Here is a 24,176-nt window from a genome sequence, read left to right on the forward strand (position 1 = left end):
AGAACACGACGATGACCGATACCACGAAACCTGACACGGCGATTCCTGACACGACGCTCGTCTGCTATCGGTGCGGTGACGAAACGGAGACGGGGGAACGGTGCGAGTGCGGTGAACCACTCTGGTTTTCGACCGATGCTCGGGAGTTCTCGTGGCCGGAGACGCCAGAGCGTGGAATCTGGCGCTACGCCGAACTGCTCCCCGGGGAGCAGTCACCCGGCATCGGGTCGGTGGCTGGTGGGACGCCGCTCCTTCGCACCTCGCGGTTGGACGAATATGCAGGTTGCACGCTCTGGGTTAAAGACGAGAGCCACAATCCGACGGGGAGTTTCAAAGATCGAGGCAGTGCGGTCGGGGTCGCCTGCGCACTCGAAACAGGCAACGACTGGGTCGGCACCGTCTCGCACGGCAACATGGCGATGAGCATGGCTGCGACCGCCGCCAGCGCCGGGGTGAGCTGCCTCGTTCTCGTCCCGGACGACATCCCCGCAGAACGACTCGCGCACATCGCACAGTTCGACCCCGAACTCCTGCAGGTCGGTGGTGACTACGGACGGCTTTACTTCGAGAGTCTGGAGTTGACGGGGGTTCGATTCGTCAACTCCGACGCTCCGGCTAGGGTAGCGGGCCAGAAGACGACGGCACTGGAGATCTGTGAGACGTTCGCGGGTGTTCACGGCTCACTTCGTTCGCCGCTCAGTGCCTCCGTCGTGCGCGCATCGCAAGACAGCCCCGACCCATCCGACACCCACGACGTTCCCGACTCGCCCGACGCTATCGTCGCCCCCGTCAGCAGTGGTGGGCACGCGAGCGCTATCTGGAAAGCATTGCGCGAACTTCGAGAGGCGAGTTTGCTCGACACCGTTCCCCGACTCTACTTCGTACAAGCGGCGGCCTGCGACCCCATCGCCCAGGCGTATCGCTCCGATGCAGACGAGGTGACGCCCGTCGATGGCGGTGAGACGGTCGCCTACTCGATCGCCAATGCGAACCCGCCGAGCGGCAATCGGGTGCTTTCAGCGGTTCGTGAAACCGACGGCGGCGTCCTCTCGGTATCGGACGACGACATCCTCGATGCGAAGCGGCAGTTCGCTCGTCGGGCAGGAATCTGCGTCGAACCTGCCTCCGCGACCACGTTGGCCGGGATTCACCGACTTTCCGACGACCGTGAACTCACGTCCGACGATCACGTCGTCGCCATCGCCACCGGAACCGGGTTCCGTGAGCAGTCGGCAGTTCCAACGACGCCACAGGCGGTTTCGCTCTCCGAACTCCCGGAACGGGTTCGTTCGCTCGTCTCCGGCTGACAGCGCAGTGGGATGTATTCGGTTCCTAACGACCTGCCGTTTGCCAACACCTCCACGCTCGTGAAGATGATCTCCGGGCCGTACGGCTCGGTCACCGTCCCGTTGAACGGCCCGATCAGTGCCTTCCCGTCGTCTCCTGTTTCGGTGTCTCGATAGCGGATAACGAGGTCGTAGCTTACCCACTCCGGTTCGACCGTGACGGTCACGTTCTGACAGGTGTAGTCTATCTCTGCTGTCGGGAAGATGGGTTCGAACTGTCTCGCCGTCACAGAAGAACCTCCGAATCCGAGCGCCACGACCGCCCCCACGGTCAATATCGCCAGTGTCATTCCCCCTGGTCGCATACAGCTATCACGCTCCCAGTTCGGTTATGACTTGTTGCCACTGTTCATTTCGGTGATGGTCGTACGTGATTCCGTTGCACATTCGCACCCGTTTCACCGGGACGGGCAGCATCGGCGGTTGGGTGACGTCACTCAGTTTCGGGCGGTAGGTCACCGAGTGCGACGACGCCGAGGCTCTCGTTACTCGCGTAGAAGACCGCCCTATCGGCGAGGACTGCGGGTGTGCTCGCCGCCGCATCGAAGCCCTCGATGGTATGTTCCCACCGACGCGACCCGTCAGACCGTTCGAATGCGACGATTCCCGGCAGGTCGGTCACCGGCGCCACGATCGCTTCGTTCCCGACGGTGAGTCCGGTGTCGACGGTCACCCATACGTCGTTGTTCCACTCGACCGTCCCGTCGGCGATGGAGATGGCAGCGAGGCCACCGTCTCCCGCGGCGACGTAGGCGGTGCCGTCGGCGACCGCCGGTGGAACGTCCACATTTTCGCCGAAGACACCGAGTTCGCGGATTCGCTCTCCGGTGGCCGGATCGTGAACGGCGAGCGTACCGGCATCGGCCACGAGCAGGGTATCGTCCGCCGCCACTGGCGGCGTGTCTGGGTGGTCGAGGTCGACATCCCACTGTCGCGTCCCGTCCCTCGCCGAGAGCGCACGCAGGACGCTGGTCTCGCCCTCCTGTCGGTACCCAGTGAGGTAGACAGTCTCGTCGACGATCGCTGTTTGCTTCGTCACCTGTGTCGAGTCCTGCCATAGCCTGTCGCCAGTTTCGGGGTTGAGCGCCTGGAGGTGTTAGTCTCCGACAGGTATCGTCACGATTCCCGGGTCGCTCGTAGTGGTTACCTCACCAGTAGCGATTTCCGGTAGCGTCGTCGACCACACCTCGTCGCCGTTCGAGCGATCCAGTCCGACGACCCGGGTACCGGCAGCAACCATCAAGATATCGTCCAGTAGCGCTGGCGTGTAGTCGGCTTTCCCGTCGAGGTCGCTCTCCCACTTCAGGTCGCCGCTCTTGGCATCGAGGGCTGTCACCTCGTGCGACACCGAATAGACGGTGCCGTCCGCGACGAGTGGGGCTGCGATATGGGCTTCGCCGGAGTCCCACGCGGGGGTCCCTCGCGGTGGGACGGTCGCGGCCGTCGCACCGGTGTTTCGAGCGTCGTGAGCACGGTGTCGCCATTCGCCCGTCGGGCGTTCAGTGAGGGTTCGATTCGGCCCGAGACAGCCAGAAACCAGCGTCACCGCTGCGGCACCCGTCGCGAGTAGCTTTCGTCGGGTCAGGGAGACCATGGTCGAACCAGTGTCATCCGTGGTATATGTCTTGGGTTCCGATAAAGATGCCAGGTATCGAAGAGTAGTCCGCTCAGATCGAGTTCGATCGTTGGCGCGCTGTCGGTGACTCATCTCCCGGCAGAAGAGATGAACAGGGGGAGAGGGTGATCTTCCGGGCGAGCGGATAGAATCTGATCCGTCGCCATCGCTACTCGTCGGCGTAGCGTATCTCCTCGACCACGCGGCGGTCGCCGTCTTCGTAGCGGTAGACGACGCCGTCTTCCTCGTCTTCCGTCGCGCGGTGTGATCCGTCGCAGAAGGGGTAGTCGTCCGAGAGACCGCACAGACAGAGCGCGACGTTCCCTTTCTCGTCGTCGAAATCGTCCTCGTCGAGTTTCAGCGGGCCGGTCGCAGTGTGTCGAACTTCGCGGGCCATAGCCTGGGTTGTCGCTCCTGTCACTTCAATCTCGGCACCTTCTCTACTCCTCCGTTTCCTCTGTGGCCGTTCCTCCCGTATCTGTCTCTTCTGTAATCGTCTCCTCCGCGACCGACTCTTGAATCCGGATTCCCTTCGATGCGAGGTGGCGCAACTGCTGGCGCGCGAACTCCTCTTCGCGCGTGCCGCGCGTGGCGAGCACGTACATCCGCGCGCGTCCGGCGGGTCGCATGGTTCGCCCTGCGCGCTGGGCACCCTGCCGCCGGGAACCGCCGAGACCGGACGCGACGATGGCTAACTCGGCGTCCGGCAGGTCGATACCTTCGTCACCCACGCGAGAGACGACGAGCGTGTCGAGGCGACCGTCGCGGAACGCTTGCAAGTGGCGTTCGCGCTCTGGATGGCGCATCTGCCCGCTGACGAACGGGACGCCGAGCGCCTCAGCGATGTCGTCGCCCTGTTCCAGAAACTCCACGAACACCAGTGCTTTCGCGGTCGGATGTTCGGCCAGCAAGTACCGGATCTCGTCCACCTTCGCGGGGTTCGATGCCGCAATCTGTCGCTTCCCGCGCTGGTCGGCGCTTGCGTACTCGCCGTGATACGTCTCGTCGTCCCAGCCGACGTATCGGATCTCGACCTCCGGCTCGGCGACGAATCCGGCCTCGAACAGGGCGTCCCAGTCCGTGCCGATGGGCGGTCCGATGAGCGTGAAGATGTCCTTTTCTTTGTCGTCCTCTCTCACGGGGGTCGCTGACAATCCGAGTCGATGTTTCGATTGGAGGTCTGCGCTCCGTCGGAAGACCCGACTAGGGATGTGCTGACATTCGTCGTAGACGATGAGGCCCCACCGTCGCTGGTCGAACAACTGGCGGTGTCTGTCCATCCCGGCGGTCTGGTAGGTGGCGATGGTCACGGGGCGCACGTTCTTCTCACCCCCATGGTACTCGCCGACCTCTTCTGGTGAGAGCGAGGTATGTGTGAGGAGTTCGTCGCGCCACTGTCCGGCGAGTTCACGTCCGGGAACGAGGATCAACGTCTCGCCGGAGACGGCTTCGAGGACGCCCATCGCGGCCACCGTCTTCCCGCTTCCCGGCGGGCCGACGAGAACACCCGATTTCATGTCCACGAACTCCTCGACCCACTCGCGCTGGTAGTCGCGCAGGTCGAGCGAGCAGTCGATAGCCAGTTCGTCGCCGGTGTCGAGGTCGCGCTCGTCCTGCACCGGATACCCCGCCTCGTAGAGGATTCGCTTGACTTCCGCGACCTTCTCCTCTGCGACCCAGCTCTCGTCGTCGGCGATGGCTGCGCGGAGGTGACTCTCGTCCAGTTTCTGCCGCGCCACGTTGCCCATCAGGTCGTCGCTCGCGGCTTGCAAGACGACGTACCCGTCTTCGTGGGTGTAGAGGTGGAATTGCTTGGCGCGTTTCCACTGGTGTTCGATGAACTCCTCCAGGTCCGGCGCTGGCTCGGGGAGCACCTGCCTGACGGTTCGCATCAGGTCGGCGAGGTCGTCGTAGGGCGCAGACCAGATATCCTCCTGGCGAACCTCGTAGGCGTAACTCCCCGTTCGCGTCGTGTTGGTGAGGTGGGCGAACTGTGAGAGTTGCGCTCTGGTGAACTGTCTGGGCTGGTCGGCGACTATCTCTCTGCGTTTCGGAAAGACGACGATCCGCTCCCGGTCTGCCAGTCGTTCCCACTCCGTCGGGAACCAGACGACGGGGTCGCTCTCCACGTCGAGGCGGGTCACCGAACGCTCGTCGGTGAGTCGTTCCAGCGCACGATTCGCCGCCTCGTGCGAGCAGTCGAGGGCGCGCGCGACCTCCTCTGCGGTGAGTACTGGCCGACCGATCGCTTCGATGGCGTCGTAGAACTCCGAAATCTCGATGTCCTCGTCGGTCACTGGAGGGTGATTGGAACTCCCGAGAAATACCCGTTACGACTCCTCGCGGTCGTCGATTTCAGTGTCGTGCGTATCGATTTCTCCCTCGTGGCTGGTGGACTCCCCCTGATCGTAAGCTCCTGCTTTGCTGAGGATGCCACGCTTTTCGAGGACGCTCGGCGTTCGACAGACTCCCTGTGCGCCGGTCGCTTGCGGAACGGTGCAGTTGTTGCAGTTCTGGCAGACGACGGCGGCGTCTTCGTAACCGTCGCTATCGTTCGCCAGTATCCGGGCCGGAAGGCGCGGTTCGGCGTAGAACGGCCTGCCCATCCCGACAGCATCACAGTCGCCACCCGAGAGCAGGCGGTCGATCTGCTCTCGGGTTCGGATGCCACCCTCCGCGAGCACCGGAACCGAGACACGCTCCCTGACGCGTCGCGTGAACGGTCGGTTCCACGCCGGTTCGAAGTCGTACTTCTTGGATTGTACCCAGTTGAGCAGAGCGACGATAGCGGCTCGCGGTTTGCTCCCAAACGCGTCGGCGTACCCCTCGCGGAATCGCTCGTCGCGCCACGCGCGGGCGGGGAACGTACCCCGGATGATGCTCGCATCCCAGAACACCGACGTCTGTACCGGAACGAGCGCGTCGAAGCCGACCTCGTCGAGTCGCTCGCAGATTCGGACGCCGTCCGCGAGCGAGAGGTGTCGTCGGACGAAGAACGGCGCGGTCGTCTCGGCGGGTACCTTCGTCATGACCGGCACGCTTCCGACCCTGTCTCGAATCTCCTCGTGCACGAGTTCGAGAAATCGCGTCCGTGCGGCGAGGGACCCGCCGAACTCGTCGTCCCGGCGATTGTAGAACGGCGAGAGGAACTGCTGGACGATACCCATGTTCGCCCCGGCGATGTGGATGCCGTCGTAGCCCGCGTCGACGGCGTACTCGGCACTGCGGCCGAAATCCGCCGCGAGGTCGTACACCTCATCGGTGTTGAGAACGTGCGGGTCGTAATCGAGAAATCCCACGTGGTCGAGTGCCCGGAGCAGGGCGGGTGGGCGCGACACTGCAAACTGTTGCAGGTCGGGATTCTCGGCGCGGTAGCCCGCGTGCCACGTCTCCCTGCTCCGTAGCCCGCCGTGTTCCAACTGGACGAAGATTCGGCTCCCGTGGTCGTGTATGGCGTCGGTCAACCGCTCCAACCGCTCGACGAACGCGGGGTCGCTGACGCGGGTCATCCCCGGCGCGGCACAGCCACCTTCATCTCGGACGATGGTCGCACCCTGACAGATCAGGCCGACCCCGGACGCTGCAGCGGGTTCGAGTTCCCGGATCAGCGTGTCCACCGCGCCCGGCCCGTTGCTTGCACATTCGAGCAAGGGTGCTCGGTAGAGTCGGTTTCGGCATTCGACACCCCCGATGTCGAGCGGGTCTTCGAGTGCAGGCACTACGTCTTGGTGTTCGGTGCGTTCGGGCGTAAAGTTTGGTGGTCGTCTGGAACGGTGGAGTGTTCGCTGGACGAGTTTTTGACGACTGGTTTCGGGTAGCCGTTTTCAGGTGGCTCTCGTCTCGTGTCGTTCCGTGTCGTCCCGTGCCGTTCCGTGATTGTACTGATACCTACCGATTTGTACTGAAGTGTACTGGGCCTTCGTGTCGGGTTCGACAGAGCAGTCCACCGACGACACTTACTACGGATCATTCGGTCTCGACGTGATATGCTGCGTTCAGACCGCAAACTCTCGGCCACTGATTGGCAATCTGTTACTTTACACTAAAAATACTGCGAAACTATTAAATATATTCGAATCTATTGATAAATACGGATTCAAGATACTGTCACGTACATTCACGCTCCGATGATGGAGGAGCCGTCTGGGTCGGGTATACCTGTCGTGTGGGTAACTTCAGTCCTCTTCGTGTGGCCGTCGCACGGGATGTATGACGAGTACACTAATTCCCCATTACCAGCCACTACACCATGACATCAACACATCCTTCGGGTAGAGACACACCATCGTCCGACTACTGGAACAATGCGTTAGACCACCTCAACCACGCACTGGACGCTGAAGAGATGGCTGACACGAACTATCACATCCGAGAGGCGCTACAACTACTCCACATAGACGATCACAACCGGGATACGACCGGATAATAGGGTACTATCGCGTATCCAAAACACCATCTGGACAGATCGGTCGGCGATACCACTAACCTGTAACATCGGATAAGTGGCTGAAATACCACCCCGGAAATTCCAACGCCTACTGCTGGGGTTCTGCTAGCGGGGGTGACCGGCACTCCGCTCCCTGAATCTGCCCCTCGTTCGAGGACGGATTTATCTATCTGGACGACTAGTACAGTGGTATGCGTTCCGTTCGTTTCAAACGCGCCTTGATTCGCGCTCGACATGCGGCTATCGGTGCGGCGATCGGCGGTGGTGTCGGGGGACTGTTCAGTCGGCGGGCTGCAAGCACAGGTGGAGCCATCGGTGCTCTCGTCGGAGCAGCGGTCGGCGAGACACGGATGACAGCTCGTTCTCGCATCGAAACCGTGAAAGAGCGCGGTCAAGAACGCGCGGATCAGATCCGCCGATAGACGGGAGGAGGGTTCGGAAAACGAACCCCCTCGCTCTCCCCGCGCCAGTCGTGAGTTCACGACGGGCCTGGACGCCTCGGTTAGTGGGGGATTCGGCGGGACGACCTTCGGCGAACTACCTTTTTGCTACCTACTTCCACTTGATGGAGCAGCCACGCGAGGGGAGGAACTCCAGGTCGACGTCCTCGTCCGCTAGCACCGAATCGATAGCCTCGCGGATGTAGAACTCGGTGGCTTCGTCGTCCGGGTTGAGTGCGTCGTCCAGTCGCCCGTGGTATGCTAAGGTGAAGGTCTCTCCTTCGTTCCGCAGGAGGAAGGGGTCGGGCGTACACACCGCACCGTAGGCCTCCGCTACCTCTTGCGTCTCGTCTCGGAGGTAGGCGTCGTACTTGATGCGACCCTCTTCGACCCATTCTTGCATCGCTTCGAAGGAATCATCGGGATACTCTTCGGCGTCGTTCGGGTTGACGCCGACCACGGCCACGTCGTCGTACTCCGCCGAGATATCGTTCAGCAGGTCGAATTTGGCCTGCGCGTATGGACAGTGGTTGCACGTGAACACCAGCAACACCGCTTCTTCGTCGGCGAAGTCGGCGAGCGTGTACGTCTCCTCGTCGGTTCCTCGAAGTTCGAAGTTCGGAACCGGGTCGTCGCGCTCGATCTCCGCCTCGGACTCTTTCATCACCATGGTAGCAGATTGTCCTGCAAGCCTAAAAATACGTTCGCCACCCCGCACACACCGATATCCGACACCAGTCCTCCCCGGTATCCTTCGTTACCGAATCGGTAGGCGAGGCCTTTCTCGTTACGCTCGTGCTACCGGTCAATAACAAAGCACGCCGCACTCGTGGGGGGCGACATGCGAGTTTCATCGTCGCGGGCAGATAGTAACCCTGTCGTCGTGCTCCTGATTCCTGCCGTCGTACTCTTCATCGTCGTGGCGATACTCGTCGCTACCGTGACTACGTCGCCAGCGACTGCCAGTCCCCCGCAATCGGCGACGGCACCGACCCAACTCGATTCCTGTACCGTCATCACCGAATCCGGTCGGTACGTCCTATCGAGCGACGTCGAGAACTCCGCCGACACGTGTATCGAGATTCGCGCCGACGACGTCACGCTCGACGGCCGCAACCACGTTCTCGGTGGCAACGGAAACAACGGAAGTAGCGGTGTCACGGTTCAGCAGGCGTCGAACGTCACGGTGCGGAACCTCTTTGTAACTGGCTGGGGTCGTGGACTCGTCTATTCGAACACGACCGACGGAACCGTTCTGAACGTGGTCGTCGTGAACAACGGCCGATTCGGAATCCGTCTTGTTGATGCCACCGCCACTCGACTCACGAACGTTACGGCATTCGAGAATATCGACCCAGAGACGCGCCCCTTCCCAGGGCCGTCGAAGTCGGCGGGCATCTTCGTCGTCGGAAGCGACGACACCCGAATCGTCGATGCGAACGTCACGCGCAACGTGGGCGGCATCTCGCTCGTCGCTACGAACGACACCGTCATCACCGACAGTATCGCCACGTCGAACGAGGTTGGATTCTTCCTCCGTGGCGATAACGATGCGATTCAGGGCAGTGTCGCCGGCGGAAACACCGTCGGCTTCTTCGCGGACAACGCGAGCAACAGTACGTTCTCGAACGCATCTGCTGTCTCGAACCGAGTGGGTGTCGGCGTCGAGAACTCCTCGAACGCCACCATCTCCGACCTCGATGCAACATCGAATCTCCTTGGTGTTAGCGTCGTCTTCTCACGCGGTGTCGACATCCTCGAAACGACGACCGCGGACAACTTCGTCGGCGTCAACTTCCTCGGCTCCCACCGAAACTCGCTCGTCGAAAGCACCGTCGAAGCGAACGAGTTCATCGGCATCGGTCTCGTCGATGCGAACAGAACACGGCTCTCGAACACCACGGTCGCCGCCACGACAGGCAACTCATCGGTGCCCGGCGCGACGAGTGCAGGCGTCTACCTCAACGGTTCCAGCGCACGATTCGACGATCTGACCTTCGTCGATAACGAAAACTGGACGGTCTATGCCGAAGCGGACTCGACTCTCGACGTTTCGAATCTCTCGCTTGACGGTACTCGACTTTCCTTCGACGGGGAGAACGTCGGACTCGATTCGACCAGACAGCCTTCACTTCCGCCAGGACGCACCGCCATCGGCAGATCGTTCGTGGTCTCACCGACCGCCACCGACGCCGCGCTCGATTTGCAGATCGGGTACGACCGGCGTGCTGTGTCGACTGCGAACGTAGACGAACGAACCATCCGACTGTGGCGGTACGACGGAGGATGGTCGCAAATCGGTAACAGCAGGGTGGTGCCCGACCGTGAAGTCGTCGTCGCGAACCTTTCACAGCTGGATCGCTCCGTCTTCGCCGTGTTAGGAGAGCGTACAGAATCGACTGAAAAGACCGCGACGAACGTCAGCGAATCTCGGCAGGTGGCCCACCCGGCAACCGCTCCCGGTCGTGTGCTTCCTCGAAGTCGAGTTCCGGCCCTTTCGGGACGATCCGCTTCGGATTGAGGTCGCTGTGGCTTCGGTAGTAGTGTTCTTTGATGTGACCCATCCACACCGTCTCCGCGATGTCCGGGAGTTGTGACAGCTCTTTCAGGTAGTTCCACAGGTTCGGATAGTCGACGATCCGCCGGAGGTTGCATTTGAAGTGCGTCGCGTACACTGCGTCGAAGCGGACGAGCGTCGTGAACATGGCGAAATCGGCCTCCGTCAGCACCGGTCCGCAGAGATAACGCTGGTCTGCAAGTACGTCTTCCCAGTGGTCGAGCGCGTCGAATAGCTCTGTCACCGCTTCCTCGTACGCAGCTTGCGTATCTGCGAACCCTGCCCGGTAGACGCCGTTGTTGATGGGTTCGTAGATCTCGTCGATGACGTCGTCCACCTCGTCGCGAAATCCCTCGGGATAGAAGCTGACGTCCCGTTCTGCGACCTCGTCGAACGCGGTGTCGAACATCCGCATGACCTCTCGCGATTCGTTGTTGACGATCGTGCCACGTTCTTTGTCCCACAGGACGGGAACCGTCACTCGTCCCGTGAACTCGGGGTCGGCTTCGACGTACACTTCTCGCAGGTAGTCCGCCCCGTTGACCGTGTCGGCGGTGCATCCGGATCGGTCGGGTGAGAACTCCCACCCGTCGTTCTCGCGGAACGGGTCGACGACGGAGACGGATATGGCACCTTCGAGCCCCTTCAGCGCCCGCGTGACGAGCGTCCGATGCGCCCACGGGCAGGCGTACGAGACGTAGAGGTGATAGCGACCCGCCTCCGCAGGAAATTCGCTCTCCTCGTCTGCCTCGACCCACTCGCGGAACGTCGTCTCCTGTCGCTCGAAGGCACCGTCGTCGTCGGTCGACTCGTAGGCGTCTGCTCGCCACTCGCCGTCTACGAGCATATTCATGTCCCATACTTTGGCGTCACAGGTTTTAGCCACACCGCTCCCCCACGTTTCTTCCGGGACTCGTTGTTTGGCCGGATTCGATAGACAGGTCGGTAGGTGGCCAGAGACCCATCGAGGTGGGTAGGTCGCCCGCGAGGTAGTTGTCGAGATGGACAGACCGACAGGTGGCAGAAAAGCAAGATGGCTGGGCAATAGGGTAGCAGGAGGGTTGGCTGGTAGGGTAGCAGGATGGTTGGGTAGACCCTTGGCTGGATAGCAGGTTGGCTGAGGAGGTGGACAGATGGATAAGCAGCTATCTATATAGGAACCTTTCTAGATGGCCATCCAGATATCTATGTGGGAATCCGGAGTAATCGCGGCGTACAGGTCGTTAGAGTAGATAAAAGGCTACGAGCCCGAACCCACCCCCACCAACGATGAGGTAGACCGCTTGCACGCCACGGACGAAGAGGGCGAGGGTCACGAGCGCGAGGAGTGCGGTCAAGGGGTCGACGATCGCTTCTCTGGCCAGCGAAACGGTCGCACCGAGGATCGCGCCGACGACCGCAGCGTTGATCCCGACGAGTGCAGTTCTGACCGCTGGATTGTCTCGAACCTTCGCCACGTAGGGGAACATCGCCACGATGAAGACGAACGACGGTGCGAACGCAGCGAACGCTGCGACGAATCCGCCGAGGACTGCCCACGATACGCCTCGGGGAAGCAGTAGTTCGTATCCGACGAACGCGGTCGTCATCACGACCGGGCCTGGCGTCAACTGGCCGATAGCGATTCCATCGACGAACGTCGCCGTCTCCATCCATCCGAACTCGCCGACCACGTACTTCTCGATGAACGGGATGAGCACCAGCCCACCGCCGTAGATGAACGACCCGGTGTAGAGCATGAAGAGGACGAGTTTCACCCACGTGTTCGCCCACAGCGTTCCGGCGACGGTTGCGAGCGTCGCGTACGTTCCCGTCTTCTGGGCGGGTGTTGATACGAATTCGGCGATCCGGCCACGGGCGACGTAGAGCACACCGAGGAGAATTCCTACTCCTCCTGCGAGTGACAGTCGACCGAGGTTCGACCTGGCCCACTCCCTCTGGTAGATGAGGATTGCGACGGCCCCGGCCACCGCGAACTCCAATACGGGGTTCGGATTGACGACGACGGTCGCGAGAAGCGCTGCGACCAGCAAGGCGAGGAGTTTCACATCTACGTCCCACGAGTCACCGCCGATTTCGAACGCGAGGTCGGTCTCTGCTTCCCCCAGCGTACTTCGGGCCATCGAGTACGCCGCACCGAGGATGAGTCCGATGACGACAGGATTGATGGCGTAGAAGAGTCCGTCCCGTATCGCCGGGAGTTCGCCGTAGGTAAAATACAGATACGAGAGTGCGATGACGATGGCGAAGGCGGGAAGCATGAAACACGTCCCGGCGACGACCGCACCCGCAGTTCCGCCACGAATCCACCCCATGAAGATACCGAGCTGCGTCGAGGCCGGGCCGGGAAGCATATTACAGATGGCGAGCCCTTCCATGAACGTCGATTGGTCGGCCCACTTCCGACTTCGTTCGCCGACGAGTTCGTCTTCCATCATGGCGATATGAACCAGTGGCCCCCCGAATCCGACGATACCGAGTTTCAGGAAGAACTGCGCGATTTCGAGAAGATTCCCGTGAGTCGGTGTTCCCCTGTATCGCTCTCCGATTTCGTCGGCCATCGCGTTCGACTGCTTCGTATTCGTTTAAAAAGGTTCGCGCGGGCATCCGCTGTCGATTCGGTGTTTCGGTAAGCCGATTCGATGATGACGTCAGTTGCTCGAATCGCCCGAACCGCCCGAATCATCTTCTGGCCGCGGAAGCGCGACGAACGAAACCTTCTCGATGGAGAATGGGTCGTACACCGATTGGTGGCAGGGACAGTAAATCTCGTTCTCGCCGTTGAACTTCGCGCTGGACGGGTCACCTTTGAACAGGGGCACGCAACAGAAGTGCGTACATTTGTCCATGATGGCGATGAAACCCTCTTGGGTGCTGGCCTGAACCCACTGGCTGTCGTTCGCCATCTGCTCGATGCGTTCGCTTCGGATGATCTGGACTGGGATCGTTCCGCTCGGTGGCACGTCCTGCGACCGCCACGTCGCTGTCGCCGGTTTCCCGAGTCCGGCTCTCCCGATACCGTTCCCCCACGTCTGGTAGTCGTCGAAATCGTCGATGTTCACCCTGTCCCCGCCCGAAACCTCCTCCGACTGCCATTCGTACTGCGAGGAGGACGTGTAACGAAAGTAGTTGTCCTGATCGGCGTTGGGTTCGACGCCTGGGTAGGTCTGCACGCCACAGTACTGGAACCACTCCGAGGTGTAGGTGATCCCACCGAGTTGCTGCCGTGCGACGGTGATCGTCCGTCCCTCTTGTTGTTCTTCCTGGACGTTCGGCCAGACTCCCCGAAGGAACCCTTCGTCGTCTATCTCGACCGGAATCTGTGGCATCGCCCTCGGTGCCGGGCCAGCAGTGTTCTCGACGCCGAAGTACTGGACGATGCCGCCCCCTGCACCCGACGGCGCCGTGGCCGTATTCAACATCGCTGCCGTTCCCGTGCCGATGCCCGCCAATGCCGCACTGCCGACGACTCCCTTGACGAAGCGTCGTCGTGACGAATCTTCTGGATACTTGTCCGCCTCTGACATCGTGTGCTCACCTCGCGTTTTCGAACGGAGGCCGTCGACTGCCCGCCGTCCACGCAATCGCTCTGGCTAGGTGTGGATGGCTCTTTGTTATTCGTCGTCCGACTCGGAAGACTGGGAGGATTACTTCGAGAACTCAGCTTACAATCGCTCGTTTACTCGTGCGTCTCGGCCGACATCGATCCGGTTTCGGCTATTTCTGACTGTGTTCGTCTACTTTCCGCCGATTGTTCGCCTTCACGCACCTGCCGACCCGTGTCACTGACTTTCTCGGTCTCTCTCGACGAGTGACTGTGATCGAACTGACTGGTCTATCTTATAATCTGTCCAGTTACAGGCGACGAGTTACCTCTCTTCGATCTGTCTGTATCAGTTATCGAAACTATATATCGGAAGTGATGATTCGACGACTATATTCGGATTCGACGGATTTGCTCGGCGTACTCCAGACACTCTTCCTCGTCGGAGTGGTGCTCGTCGCCGCCCTCGGCCCGGCAGTCGCCCGCGTGCCGACAGAGCTGAGCACGACAAGTACCGTCTCTGGAACCGTTCTCGGTCCAGATGGTGACCCACTCGTCGGTGACTCTATCTGGCTGTTCGCCTACGATACGTATCGTCCGGCGACCACCGACGAAACCGGTTCGTTCGTGCTTTCGGGCAATGGAACGATCGCGTTCTACCAGCGCGTAAACGACCACTACTGGGAACGTGACGGCGTCACAGATATGCATACTATCGGTCAAATATCGAAAAATAACGGTGATGTGAGTATTCCCGCGGGCCACGTGATCGACGTGCGAGTGCTCGACGCCAGTGGCGACCCGGTTCCGAACGCGAACGTTACCGTCGTCCATCGGAGTCCGACAGGTGCGACGACTGCGGCGGCGACTGCCATGTTCCGAACCGACGCTACTGGCCGAGTCGTCCCCGGAGGAACGTCCGGTCTCGAACTCACTGGCTGGATAGACATCCAGGTTCAGCCACCCGATTCGACCCGTTTTTCGGGTGGCGAGGCTCACACCCTCATCGTCCGTGAACCGACCGACGTGACGATTTCGCTCTCCGAAGCGCCACCGGAGATCGAGCGCGTCGCCGCCCCATCCACCGCCGAACTCGGCAATTCTATTTCGCTCGATGTGAACGCGAGCGGAGCGATCACCGAATTCCGATGGGATTTCGACGGCGATGGCGTCACCGATGTGACGACGACCGAACCGAACGTGACACACTCGTACCGAGATACAGGAACGTTCGCGCCGATAGTGACGGCGATAGACGACGACGGGACGACCGCGACTGCAGATGCGACCGTTTCAGTTGTGGATACGCAGGCTCCCGTCGCCGCCCTCTCCGGCCCTGCGACGACAGCCATCGACGTGCCTGCCACGTTCGACGCCGGGGAATCGACCGACGCAGGCGACGTGGTTCGCTACGTCTGGGAATTCGGGGATGGGACGACCGCCCAGACGGAAACGCCCACCATTTCGCACACCTTCGAATCGCTCGGGTCGTACGCGGTTCGGTTGACCGCCTACGACGAGGCGGGGAACGCGGATTCCGCGACGACAGAAGTCTCAGCGACTGAACCCCCTTCGATCCGGGCGGCGAGCGACCACTGGTTCGTCAACGAAAGCGAGGCGACACTCGACTACGACGTGGCCAACGCGAACGGGACTAGCGTGGAGTACGCGGTCGACGATGGAGCGTGGCAACCCGCGACCTGCTCTCCAACCGTCACCGGACTCACCTTCGGAGATCACTCCGTTGCGTTCCGCCTCGTGCACGAAACCGGCCCGCTCTCGCACGAATCGGCGTTCGATACGGCGACCCTGACGGTAGACACGGAACCACCGGAACTCTCGGTGAGCACGACTCGTGTCGACGTGCGACCCGGAACACCGTTGCGAGTGACTGTCTCTGACATCGCGATTTCCGCTGTCTCGTACCGGACGAATCGAAGTGAGAGCGGCGACCTCGAAGTCGCCGACACGAGGGATTCCATATCCGACGAGATAGACACAGAGGGGTGGCCCGCAGCGCTGACAGAGGTCGTCGTCACTGCCCGCGACAGGGCTGGAAACACGCGGAGCGAGCGCGTCGTCTTCGATCTCGCACCCGACCTCGATATCAGGTCGTTCCAGCCTGCGAATGGAACTCGCGTTTCGAACGTCGTCGTCTCGGCGGCGTTCGCACGCGGGAACGCGACGCTGTTCGTGGACGGCGACCCCCTCGCTTCCGAGGTGTCCGGCACGTCCATCGAAGCACCCCTGCCCGACCTCGAATCGGGCACCCACACCGCTCGACTCGTAGTTACTGCAGCAGGCCACGAAGTTTCGGCGACTCGAACGTTCGAACTCGTCGCTAGTGGCAGTGCCGAAAATGAGAACGGAACCGGCGGAGGCAGTAGCGGTGCTGGTGGTGGCGGTGGCGGCGGTTTCAGTGAACCGATCGTCGACGTGATGGCGGGCGACGACGGCGTAGCGATCGACCTACTCAACGGACGCGATGGGGTGACGGCGTGGGCCGACCTCGGTGAGACGAGTGCAGGCAGCGTTCGGTTCTCCCGATTCGGCGTCACCTTCGACCGGAACGACGCCAGCACCGCACTCACACTGGACGCTCGGACGCCGACAGAGGACTCACCACCCGAGTCACTCGCAGTCTTCCACGTGAAGAAACGATACGTTCGAACGGGAGACGTGGAGTCCGCGACACTTCGATTCTCGGTGGCTTCCAGTGCACTCCCGGCGGATGCGACACTCTCCGACGTGGTACTAACTCAACGACGGGATGGTGACTGGCGGCGACTTCCCCTCTCGCGGGATGGGCGAAACTTCACAGCCACCGTCCACGACCTCTCGACAGTCGTCGTCGGGGTCGAAGGAGACGACGCGAACACGTCAGAATCGGACGATGGTGAGAGCTCGTCGGACGACGACGAGGGCTCGTCAGACGGGAGCGGATCGGATGGCTCGCGAGCGACGACCGCGTCCGAACGGGGTAATGAGACGAATGTGGAGAGTCGAACTTCCACCGAGATTACGACTACTATCCCAACCGACCGAGTGACGGCGACGCCGAACACGCAGACCGTCAGGAGCGATGGCCAGCCCGGATTCGGATTCGTCGCTTCTTTCGTTGGTGTTGCCGTGCTGGTGCTTTTCGCCCGGAAGTGGCAACGACTATAACCCTCTCGTCGCATCCTTCGGCAATGCGAATCGAGAACAGTTTCATTCCCGTCCGCGGGGTGGGCGAGAAGACGGAACAGAAACTGTGGCGGAACGGTATCACCCACTGGGACGAGTTCGATCCCTCCTTCGTCGGCAGTGCGACGGGTGACAGGATCGAGTCGTTCATCGCCACCGCGAGCGAGCACCTGGACGATGGGAACTCACGCTTTTTCGCGTCCGAGTTCCCGACCAGTGAAAGCTGGCGACTCTACGAGAACTTCCGCCCGAACACTTGCTTTTTCGACATCGAGACGACCGGTCTGAGCCACTACTCTAGCGTGGTTACCACGGTCAGCCTCCACCGCGACGGCGAGACGAAGACGCTCGTACGGGGGGACGACCTCACGCAAGATGCCCTCCAGCGCGAACTCGGCAACTCAGATCTCCTCGTTTCCTTCAACGGAAAGCGTTTCGACCAGCCCTTCCTCGAACACGAGTTCGACCTCTCATTAGATACTGTCCCGCACGTCGATCTGATGTACCCCTGCAAACGTCTCGGGCTGACCGGCGGCCTGAGTTCAGTGGAGTCCGACCTCGGCATCACTCGCGGTGGGATGGACATCAGTGGCGAGGACGCCGTCCACCTCTGGCACCAGTACAAGGCTGGTGACGAAGCGGCGCTGGAGACGCTGGTGCGGTACAACCAGTACGACACGCAGAATCTGGAGACCATCCTGGATCACGTCTGTAACACGCTTCACGAGAACGTGTTCGCCTGTCATCTGCCCTGAAAATCGGTTCGGGAGAAACCGGTTATTCGGGCATCCAAGCTCCCTCGAGAACCATGGCGAGGAAGAGAAATCCGATGAAGAACATCGCAGCCACGATGAGGATGATTCCATCTGCTATCTCGACTGCGATGGCTGCAAGTATCGACGCGATGACGGCGAGAAAGAAGACGACGCAATTCAATCGAATACGGATGGCGGCTTCGTTCATATCTCAACTACGCAATACGACACGTCATCATATCGATTCGACGCCTCGGTCGTTCGCTTACACCTCCGCAACCGCCCGAACCGGCGCACCGTCCGCATCCCTTATCGAAATCGGGAATGCGTACAGCGTGAACCGCTCCGGCAGTCCGTCGAGGTTGGTCAGATTCTCCACGATGAGATAGTCGTCTCCGAGGAGCTCGTGGTGGGCAGGCACACCTTTCGGTTCGTCGTCTCGGCTGTTCTCTGTCGGTGTCGGATCGACGCTGAGGGCGTCGATGGCGACGTGATACTCGCGGTCGGCACACCAGGCAGCGGCCTCGGCAGTGAGATAGGGATGGTCGAAGTAGGCCTCCGTCCCCCAGTGTCTGTCCCAGCCAGTGTCGAAGACGAGGAGGTCATCGTCGGTCGGCTCCGGCAATTCGTCGCGCTCGATGGGATCGCGGGCTTCGATTCCTCGGCAGTCCACGAGGCGGGCATCGAACACGAACGCTTCTATCGGGGTGTAATCGAGTGTCTTCCCACCCGGTTCGGTGTGGCAGGGGGCGTCGACGTGCGTCCCGCTGTGGGTTCCGAGTTCGAGGTGGGCGACCCGATATCCGTCTCCCTCGTGGGTCGCGTGCGGTGTGACCTCGACAGGGGGGTCGCCGGGATACACCGTCGTGGCTGACTCCAACGGGTGCGAGCAATCGCGGTACATCCCGTCAGTCTTCTCGCGTCGTCACGTTAAATCCCGTGCTCAGGGTGCTGGCCCGCACCCGTCGATGGACATCTCGTCCGAACCGATGAGTCCAGGTGCCGATAGAAATATACTATCACGGTGGTCAGATACAGTAATCAACGTATGAGCGAACCTTCGTTACGACGAATTTCGACAGGAACACCGGGGTTGGATGAGATTTTGCGAGGGGGATTCATCTCGAAACGCAGCTATCTCATCCGTGGTGACCCTGGAACTGGGAAGACGATCTTAGGGATGAACTATCTCACTACTGGTGCGGAGGCTGGTGAGACGGTTCTGTTCGTCAATCTGGAGGAATCCGGAAAGGATATCCGCACCAACGCGGAGACGGTCGGTATCGACCTTTCGGACGTTCATTTTCTCGACCTGAGTCCGGACTCGGACGTGTTCGTCGAAGACCGCTCGTACGATATCTTCACACCGAGCGAAGTCGAGCAAGAGCCACTCACCAAGGCGATCACCGAGCGTGTCGAATCTCTCGATCCTGATCGTGTCTTCATCGATCCACTGACGCGCCTTCGGTATCTCACTTCTGACGAGTACCAGTTCCGCAAACAGGTCATCGCATTCATGCACTACTTGAAAGAACAGGGTGCGACGATCCTCTTTACGTCACAGCACAGTGACGAATCGTCAGACGACGACCTGCAGTACATGACTGATGGTACCATCGAACTCGACCACTCTTCGCACGGCCGAACCATCTCTATCCCGAAGTTCCGAGGGTCGTCGACACTCGATGGTGACCACACGATGCGGATCGAATCGGACGGTGTCTCGATATATCCCGAGTTTTCCCCGACCGACTACTCCCGGTCGTTCGACATGGAACCGTCCCCATCCGGCGTCCCCGAGATCGACGAATTGCTCCACGGTGGACTCGACCGTGGAACGGTCACTATCATCAGTGGCCCGACCGGTGTCGGTAAGACGACCGCGGGTACACAGTTCATGAAGGAAGCGGCGGAGCAGGGTGAGCACTCGGTCATCTTCATGTTCGAAGAGATTCGTGAGACGTTCACCGAACGGAGCGAATCTATCGACATCCCGGTCAGACGGATGGAAGAGAACGGTTCGCTCACCATATCGGAGATCGAATCGCTCGACTACTCCGCGACGGAGTTCGCCTCCAGGGTTCGACAGCAGGTCGAGGAAGAGGACACCAATATCGTCATGATCGATGGTATCGACGGATACAAGCTCTCACTCCAGAACGACGACGAACGTGAGCTGGTTCGGAAACTCCACACGCTCTGTCGGTATCTGAAGAACATGGGTGTCACGGTCATCCTCGTCGACGAGATCGACACCATCACTGGAGAATTCCAGGCGACCGAGACCGGTATCAGCTATCTCGCCGACAACATCGTCTTCCTCCGACATCTCGAGATCACGGGTGAGATGCGGAAAGCCATCGGCGTCTTGAAGATGCGAACGAGCGACTTCGAGCGTACCCTCCGCGAGTTCCGTATCACCGACCACGGTATCGAAGTCGGCGAACCGCTGACGGGACTCAGGGGTGTCCTCTCCGGAACTCCTGAGTTGACGACCGACACTCCGAAGACCGACTGAACGGGATTCGGGTTACCGATGGATACTGCAGTTCTTACTCTCTCGCAGGGGCAAACGAAAACGCGATCTCGAACTTTCGCCGACCGTCCTAGAAACGGCGGGCACGATGTCGGGATCGCGATGTCGATGGTTGTGTTCGAGCGACTTTTCGATCAGTGAAACGGTTCTGCAGATGCTCGCAGACACATATGAACGCGAAGGAACGCACTACGTCCCGGACGACCCGAAGAACACGACGAATGTATGTGCCATCGAATCAGGGAATCCCACCCTTAACGTACGAAGTGCGTGGGTGGTTCACAGTACCATCGAGAGGAACTGTTTGGCCCGGTCTGTGCGTGGATTCTCGAAGAATTCCTCCGGCGATGCCGTCTCGATGATGCGACCATCGGCCATCAGTACGATTCGGTCGCCTACTTCGCGGGCGAATCCCATCTCGTGAGTGACAACCATCATCGTCATTCCTTCCTCTGCGAGTTTGCGCATCACGCCAAGTACCTCGCCGACGAGTTCCGGATCGAGTGCGCTCGTCACTTCGTCGAACAGCATGACGTGCGGATCCATCGCGAGTGCGCGTGCGATGGCAACCCGCTGTTGCTGGCCGCCCGAAAGCTGGTTGGGGTAGGAGTCTGCCTGGTCGGCGAGGCCGACATCTGCAAGCAGTTCCCGACTGATATCGGACGCCTCGGCTTTCGAAAGCCCTTTGACGTCCATCGGGGCGAGCGCGATATTTTCGAGCGCCGTCTTGTGGGGAAAGAGGTTGAAGCTCTGAAACACCATCCCGATTCGCTGACGGAGATGATTGATATCGACGGTCGGACTTGTGATCGATTCTCCTTCGATTCGAATCTCACCTCCCTGAATCTCTTCGAGGCGGTTCGTACAGCGGAGGAGCGTCGACTTTCCACTCCCACTCGGCCCGACGACGACGACCACTTCACCGTCGCCGATATCAAGCGAAACGTCCTTCAGGACGTGTGCTTCGCCGAAGTACTTCTGTACGTCATCGAACTCGATCTTCGGGACAGTCATTGGTCTGTCTCACCCCATTCAGAGCGATTCTCCAATGCACCCACGATTCTACCCAGCGGAATCGTGATGGCAAGGTACGCGATAGAAACCAAGATGATCGGCGTCCACGCGTCGAGTTGATTACTGTTGACGTTCCGGAAGACACTGATGATTTCTGGGATAGCGATAACAGTTAGCAGTGAAGTATCCTTGACGAGGATAATCTGGTCGTTGCCCACGGCGGCGAGCGCATTTCGCCATGCTTGTGGCAGGATAACCTTACGCATCGAACTGATATAGGACATGCCAAGCGATCGCGCTGCCTCCATCTGTCCGTCTGGGATAGAGTTGATACCGCCTTTAATTGCCTCGCCGGAGTATGCGGCATGGTTCAATGTTAGTCCGATGACTGCGGCGTAGAATTTCCAAGCGGGGAAACGACCGATGCCGAAAGCTGGTAGCCCAACGTAGATAACGAGCAGCTGGAAAAGGAGTGGAGTGCCACGGAAAAACTCGACGTATCCCGTTGCGACGGCTTTGGTGAACTTCGTCTTCGAAACCCGACCCAAGCCGACTAACATGCCGCCGATGAGTGATAGTACACTTGAAATCACGACGATTTCGAGTACGAGTATGTAGGCTTCGACGAACCGTGGGAATATCACTCGCATCAGTTCATAGTCGACAAAACTAACCAGTATCTGATATAACAGGTAGAAAATGCCAGCCGTGAACGTGCCCGCAACAACGATCCCGAACCATTTGAGTCGCGTATCCGTCAGGAGCCCGTTGTCTGTTCGTCGTTCTGCGCTCGAATCTTCGTGGTATGTCTCTCCCATAGTTTGCCAATGTGTGAATTTATTGTAGTAAAATCTACTCGAAAATCAGCCTTCGAAGTATTTGTTGTATATCTTATCGTATGTCCCGTCTTCTTTGATTGCTGCAAGTGCTTTATTGACTTCCTTACGGAATTTGTCATCGTCCTTTCGGAAGCCGATACCGTACTCCTCCACAGTAAGGGTGAGATACGGCGGTGCATTCTTGCCCTGCTTTGCCGCCTCTCCCTCGCCTTCGAGGAAGACGACGTTATCGCTCTGGTTCACGAACTGTGAATTGACGGTGTTATCGTTGATGACAGCGACAGCCTGCTGGTTCTCAAGAGCGTTGAACGCACCCGTGATCTGATCGTAGCTATCGATCTTGAGATTTCCGTTCCATCGTTCTTTGAGTCCAGTCGCAGCATCTTGGCCAGTCGTTCCTTTCTGGACGGCGACAGTTTTTCCTTTCAAATCTTCGAGCTTACTGATTCCACCGCTTTTTCTAATAGCAACAGTCTGGTACGCTGTGAAGTATGGATCGGAAAAGTCGATCTTCTCACTGCGTTTTTTAGTGATCGTCATCGCGCTCATGATGATCCGGAAATTACCGTTGTTCAGGCTACCCATGATGCCATTGAAACTGGTTTCCTGGAACTCGTAATCGCGGTCGAGTTGCCCCTTGAAGATGGCTTCTGCGATAGCTGGGTCGAATCCAGTGACCGTCCCATCTTCTTTTTTGTATTCGAACGGTTTGTATGGGATGTCCGAGCCGATGATGATTTTTCCGTCTTGGCCACCGCCAGTGAACCGGCTCAAGCAGCCAGAGAGTGCAACTGCTGAAAGTGCTCCGGAACTCGCTTTGAGGTACGTTCGTCTCTTCATGCTAAGGACACTCTTAGCAAACTTATATTAGCCTTCCGTCTTTGGTTGTAGTGTGCTGAAAAATTACTAGGTTCTAATTGGTTTCATCCGATATATGACTGTGGATTCTGTATTGGTTCCAAAAAACACCCTCTGTCCATCGATTCATATTTTTAACAAATTAAGTATATCAGACGTATTTTACATTCGGCTCTTTCAAACGATGAGAACGAGGTGACGCCATTCACCTCAACCACGTTTGCTTGGATCTGGAGACCGACGCGTTCACGCCGCCGAACTTTTATCCCGCTAGCAACCCTCCTTCAGTGCAGAATGGGACTGTTCAACAAACTGGGTCGGCAGGTCGAACAATTCAAAACCAAAGCGAAGAATGCAGCCGAGGAGTACGAAGCCTATCGATGCAGCGAGTGTGGCACACGCTTCAGTGAGCAACACGAGCAGTGTCCCGAGTGCGAGTCCCGAGATACGGTATCGCTCGACCGGCAGGAATAGTCTCGACCTGTTCCCCACCTGAATCCGCGATTTTTCTGTCGGGAGTTGCAGCCATAGCTGAACGGAATAGTGGATTTGGAGTGACTAGTGATCGAGGTTCGTTCCGTGGGTGTTTGAACTGATGGTTGCTCGATTCACTCTCTTGGCCGAGATCTCTTCTTGACGATGCAGATGTCGAGTGAACCACTTTCGATGCGTAGGCACCAAGAATGCAGATGACCTCTTGCAGTACTGGAACGACAATCCGGACTGCTCGCCGACCACATTGCGGACAGTGACCCCTAAATACGCCTTTTCTGCCGTTCTGTCTCTCGAACCCCCGATTTCGGTTTCGCATCAATTTGATATAGCAAAATAGGATTTATAGAATCGAAATGAGACACTACAGGGCGTCAGAGCATCGATATCGGCATTTCACCATTCTACCCTATCACTTCTCCTTAGAACCATAAGCGGAAGTGCACCAACCCCGGGACCCCCAAATCGATCTGTGTGCAGTGCGTAGTGCGGATTTATCACTGAATAGTGTTTCATCGTAAAATATGGGTTACTTATTACGGGAATC

General features: G+C 59.3%; 22 protein-coding genes. 8 read left to right on the forward strand and 14 right to left on the reverse strand.

Annotated elements, in window-relative coordinates; genetic code table 11:
* The first annotated feature begins 11 nt into the window (after nucleotides 1–11).
* Nucleotides 12–1,307, forward strand: coding sequence for a threonine synthase (locus ACR3FE_RS20815; RefSeq protein WP_458209527.1), 1,296 nt, complete (start codon nucleotides 12–14; stop codon nucleotides 1,305–1,307).
* A gap of 472 nt (nucleotides 1,308–1,779) precedes the next feature.
* On the opposite strand, the gene ACR3FE_RS20820 is transcribed toward ACR3FE_RS20815, so the two are convergent.
* From ACR3FE_RS20820 to ACR3FE_RS20840, 5 genes are all read right to left on the reverse strand, one after another.
* The gene (locus ACR3FE_RS20820) at nucleotides 1,780–2,385 is read right to left on the reverse strand and encodes an outer membrane protein assembly factor BamB family protein (protein ID WP_458209528.1); all 606 of its coding nucleotides are present in this window, start codon (nucleotides 2,383–2,385) and stop codon (nucleotides 1,780–1,782) included.
* Between the two features lie 57 nt (nucleotides 2,386–2,442).
* Nucleotides 2,443–2,940 (reverse strand): outer membrane protein assembly factor BamB family protein, encoded by a 498-nt coding sequence (locus ACR3FE_RS20825; RefSeq protein ID WP_458209529.1) that lies wholly within the window; start codon nucleotides 2,938–2,940, stop codon nucleotides 2,443–2,445.
* A gap of 190 nt (nucleotides 2,941–3,130) precedes the next feature.
* Nucleotides 3,131–3,358 (reverse strand): CDGSH iron-sulfur domain-containing protein, encoded by a 228-nt coding sequence (locus tag ACR3FE_RS20830; protein ID WP_458209530.1) that lies wholly within the window; start codon nucleotides 3,356–3,358, stop codon nucleotides 3,131–3,133.
* Nucleotides 3,359–3,401: 43 nt separating this feature from the next.
* A complete protein-coding gene (locus ACR3FE_RS20835) occupies nucleotides 3,402–5,258 on the reverse strand; it encodes a DEAD/DEAH box helicase (RefSeq protein ID WP_458209531.1) in 1,857 nt (618 codons plus the stop codon).
* 33 nt (nucleotides 5,259–5,291) lie between these two features.
* The gene (locus tag ACR3FE_RS20840; protein ID WP_458209532.1) at nucleotides 5,292–6,680 is read right to left on the reverse strand and encodes an oxidoreductase; all 1,389 of its coding nucleotides are present in this window, start codon (nucleotides 6,678–6,680) and stop codon (nucleotides 5,292–5,294) included.
* A 530-nt stretch (nucleotides 6,681–7,210) separates the two neighbouring features.
* On the opposite strand from ACR3FE_RS20840, the gene ACR3FE_RS20845 reads away from it, so the two are divergent.
* Entirely contained in the window at nucleotides 7,211–7,387 is a 177-nt protein-coding gene (locus tag ACR3FE_RS20845) for a hypothetical protein (RefSeq protein WP_458209533.1), read from the forward strand.
* Between the two features lie 212 nt (nucleotides 7,388–7,599).
* Nucleotides 7,600–7,830: a hypothetical protein gene (locus ACR3FE_RS20850; RefSeq protein ID WP_458209535.1), complete on the forward strand. Its 231-nt coding sequence runs from the start codon at nucleotides 7,600–7,602 to the stop codon at nucleotides 7,828–7,830.
* A 130-nt stretch (nucleotides 7,831–7,960) separates the two neighbouring features.
* Here the strand turns inward: ACR3FE_RS20850 and ACR3FE_RS20855 are convergent, their stop codons facing one another.
* The gene (locus tag ACR3FE_RS20855; RefSeq protein WP_458209536.1) at nucleotides 7,961–8,518 is read right to left on the reverse strand and encodes a thioredoxin family protein; all 558 of its coding nucleotides are present in this window, start codon (nucleotides 8,516–8,518) and stop codon (nucleotides 7,961–7,963) included.
* A 171-nt stretch (nucleotides 8,519–8,689) separates the two neighbouring features.
* Between ACR3FE_RS20855 and ACR3FE_RS20860 the strand changes: the two genes are divergently transcribed.
* Nucleotides 8,690–10,369: a NosD domain-containing protein gene (locus ACR3FE_RS20860; protein ID WP_458209537.1), complete on the forward strand. Its 1,680-nt coding sequence runs from the start codon at nucleotides 8,690–8,692 to the stop codon at nucleotides 10,367–10,369.
* Here ACR3FE_RS20860 and ACR3FE_RS20865 read toward each other — a convergent pair.
* From ACR3FE_RS20865 to ACR3FE_RS20875, 3 genes are all read right to left on the reverse strand, one after another.
* Nucleotides 10,269–11,258 carry a glutathione S-transferase family protein gene (locus ACR3FE_RS20865; protein ID WP_458209538.1) on the reverse strand — a complete coding sequence of 330 codons (990 nt, stop codon included), beginning with the start codon at nucleotides 11,256–11,258 and terminating at the stop codon, nucleotides 10,269–10,271. The two genes, ACR3FE_RS20860 and ACR3FE_RS20865, sit on opposite strands and share 101 nt — an antisense overlap.
* 370 nt (nucleotides 11,259–11,628) lie before the next feature.
* Complete coding sequence (chrA, locus tag ACR3FE_RS20870; RefSeq protein WP_458209539.1) at nucleotides 11,629–12,966, reverse strand: chromate efflux transporter; 1,338 nt, start codon at nucleotides 12,964–12,966, stop codon at nucleotides 11,629–11,631.
* Between the two features lie 90 nt (nucleotides 12,967–13,056).
* Nucleotides 13,057–13,932, reverse strand: coding sequence for a QcrA and Rieske domain-containing protein (locus ACR3FE_RS20875; RefSeq protein WP_458209540.1), 876 nt, complete (start codon nucleotides 13,930–13,932; stop codon nucleotides 13,057–13,059).
* Nucleotides 13,933–14,327: 395 nt separating this feature from the next.
* Here ACR3FE_RS20875 and ACR3FE_RS20880 point away from each other — a divergent pair, with 395 nt between their 5' ends.
* Both ACR3FE_RS20880 and ACR3FE_RS20885 read left to right on the forward strand, forming a co-directional pair.
* The gene (locus tag ACR3FE_RS20880; protein ID WP_458209542.1) at nucleotides 14,328–17,117 is read left to right on the forward strand and encodes a PKD domain-containing protein; all 2,790 of its coding nucleotides are present in this window, start codon (nucleotides 14,328–14,330) and stop codon (nucleotides 17,115–17,117) included.
* Nucleotides 17,118–17,140: 23 nt separating this feature from the next.
* Nucleotides 17,141–17,890, forward strand: coding sequence for a ribonuclease H-like domain-containing protein (locus ACR3FE_RS20885; RefSeq protein ID WP_458209543.1), 750 nt, complete (start codon nucleotides 17,141–17,143; stop codon nucleotides 17,888–17,890).
* A 22-nt stretch (nucleotides 17,891–17,912) separates the two neighbouring features.
* Here the strand turns inward: ACR3FE_RS20885 and ACR3FE_RS20890 are convergent, their stop codons facing one another.
* Nucleotides 17,913–18,098 carry a hypothetical protein gene (locus ACR3FE_RS20890; RefSeq protein ID WP_458209545.1) on the reverse strand — a complete coding sequence of 62 codons (186 nt, stop codon included), beginning with the start codon at nucleotides 18,096–18,098 and terminating at the stop codon, nucleotides 17,913–17,915.
* A 57-nt stretch (nucleotides 18,099–18,155) separates the two neighbouring features.
* Nucleotides 18,156–18,794, reverse strand: a complete 639-nt coding sequence (locus ACR3FE_RS20895) for a cyclase family protein (protein ID WP_458209547.1) — start codon at nucleotides 18,792–18,794, stop codon at nucleotides 18,156–18,158.
* A 144-nt stretch (nucleotides 18,795–18,938) separates the two neighbouring features.
* On the opposite strand from ACR3FE_RS20895, the gene ACR3FE_RS20900 reads away from it, so the two are divergent.
* Entirely contained in the window at nucleotides 18,939–20,408 is a 1,470-nt protein-coding gene (locus ACR3FE_RS20900) for an ATPase domain-containing protein (RefSeq protein ID WP_458209548.1), read from the forward strand.
* A 297-nt stretch (nucleotides 20,409–20,705) separates the two neighbouring features.
* Here the strand turns inward: ACR3FE_RS20900 and ACR3FE_RS20905 are convergent, their stop codons facing one another.
* The 3 genes from ACR3FE_RS20905 to ACR3FE_RS20915 are packed head-to-tail and all read right to left on the reverse strand — an operon-like array spanning nucleotide 20,706 to nucleotide 23,119.
* Nucleotides 20,706–21,440, reverse strand: a complete 735-nt coding sequence (locus tag ACR3FE_RS20905; protein ID WP_458209549.1) for an amino acid ABC transporter ATP-binding protein — start codon at nucleotides 21,438–21,440, stop codon at nucleotides 20,706–20,708.
* Nucleotides 21,437–22,258: an amino acid ABC transporter permease gene (locus ACR3FE_RS20910; RefSeq protein WP_458209551.1), complete on the reverse strand. Its 822-nt coding sequence runs from the start codon at nucleotides 22,256–22,258 to the stop codon at nucleotides 21,437–21,439. The genes ACR3FE_RS20905 and ACR3FE_RS20910 overlap by 4 nt, the downstream gene beginning before the upstream one ends.
* 45 nt (nucleotides 22,259–22,303) lie before the next feature.
* Nucleotides 22,304–23,119, reverse strand: coding sequence for a basic amino acid ABC transporter substrate-binding protein (locus tag ACR3FE_RS20915; RefSeq protein WP_458209552.1), 816 nt, complete (start codon nucleotides 23,117–23,119; stop codon nucleotides 22,304–22,306).
* Between the two features lie 312 nt (nucleotides 23,120–23,431).
* Here ACR3FE_RS20915 and ACR3FE_RS20920 point away from each other — a divergent pair, with 312 nt between their 5' ends.
* Entirely contained in the window at nucleotides 23,432–23,611 is a 180-nt protein-coding gene (locus ACR3FE_RS20920) for a hypothetical protein (RefSeq protein ID WP_458209553.1), read from the forward strand.
* The last annotated feature ends 565 nt before the right edge of the window (nucleotides 23,612–24,176 follow it).

The organism is Haladaptatus rarus (genome assembly GCF_054177585.1).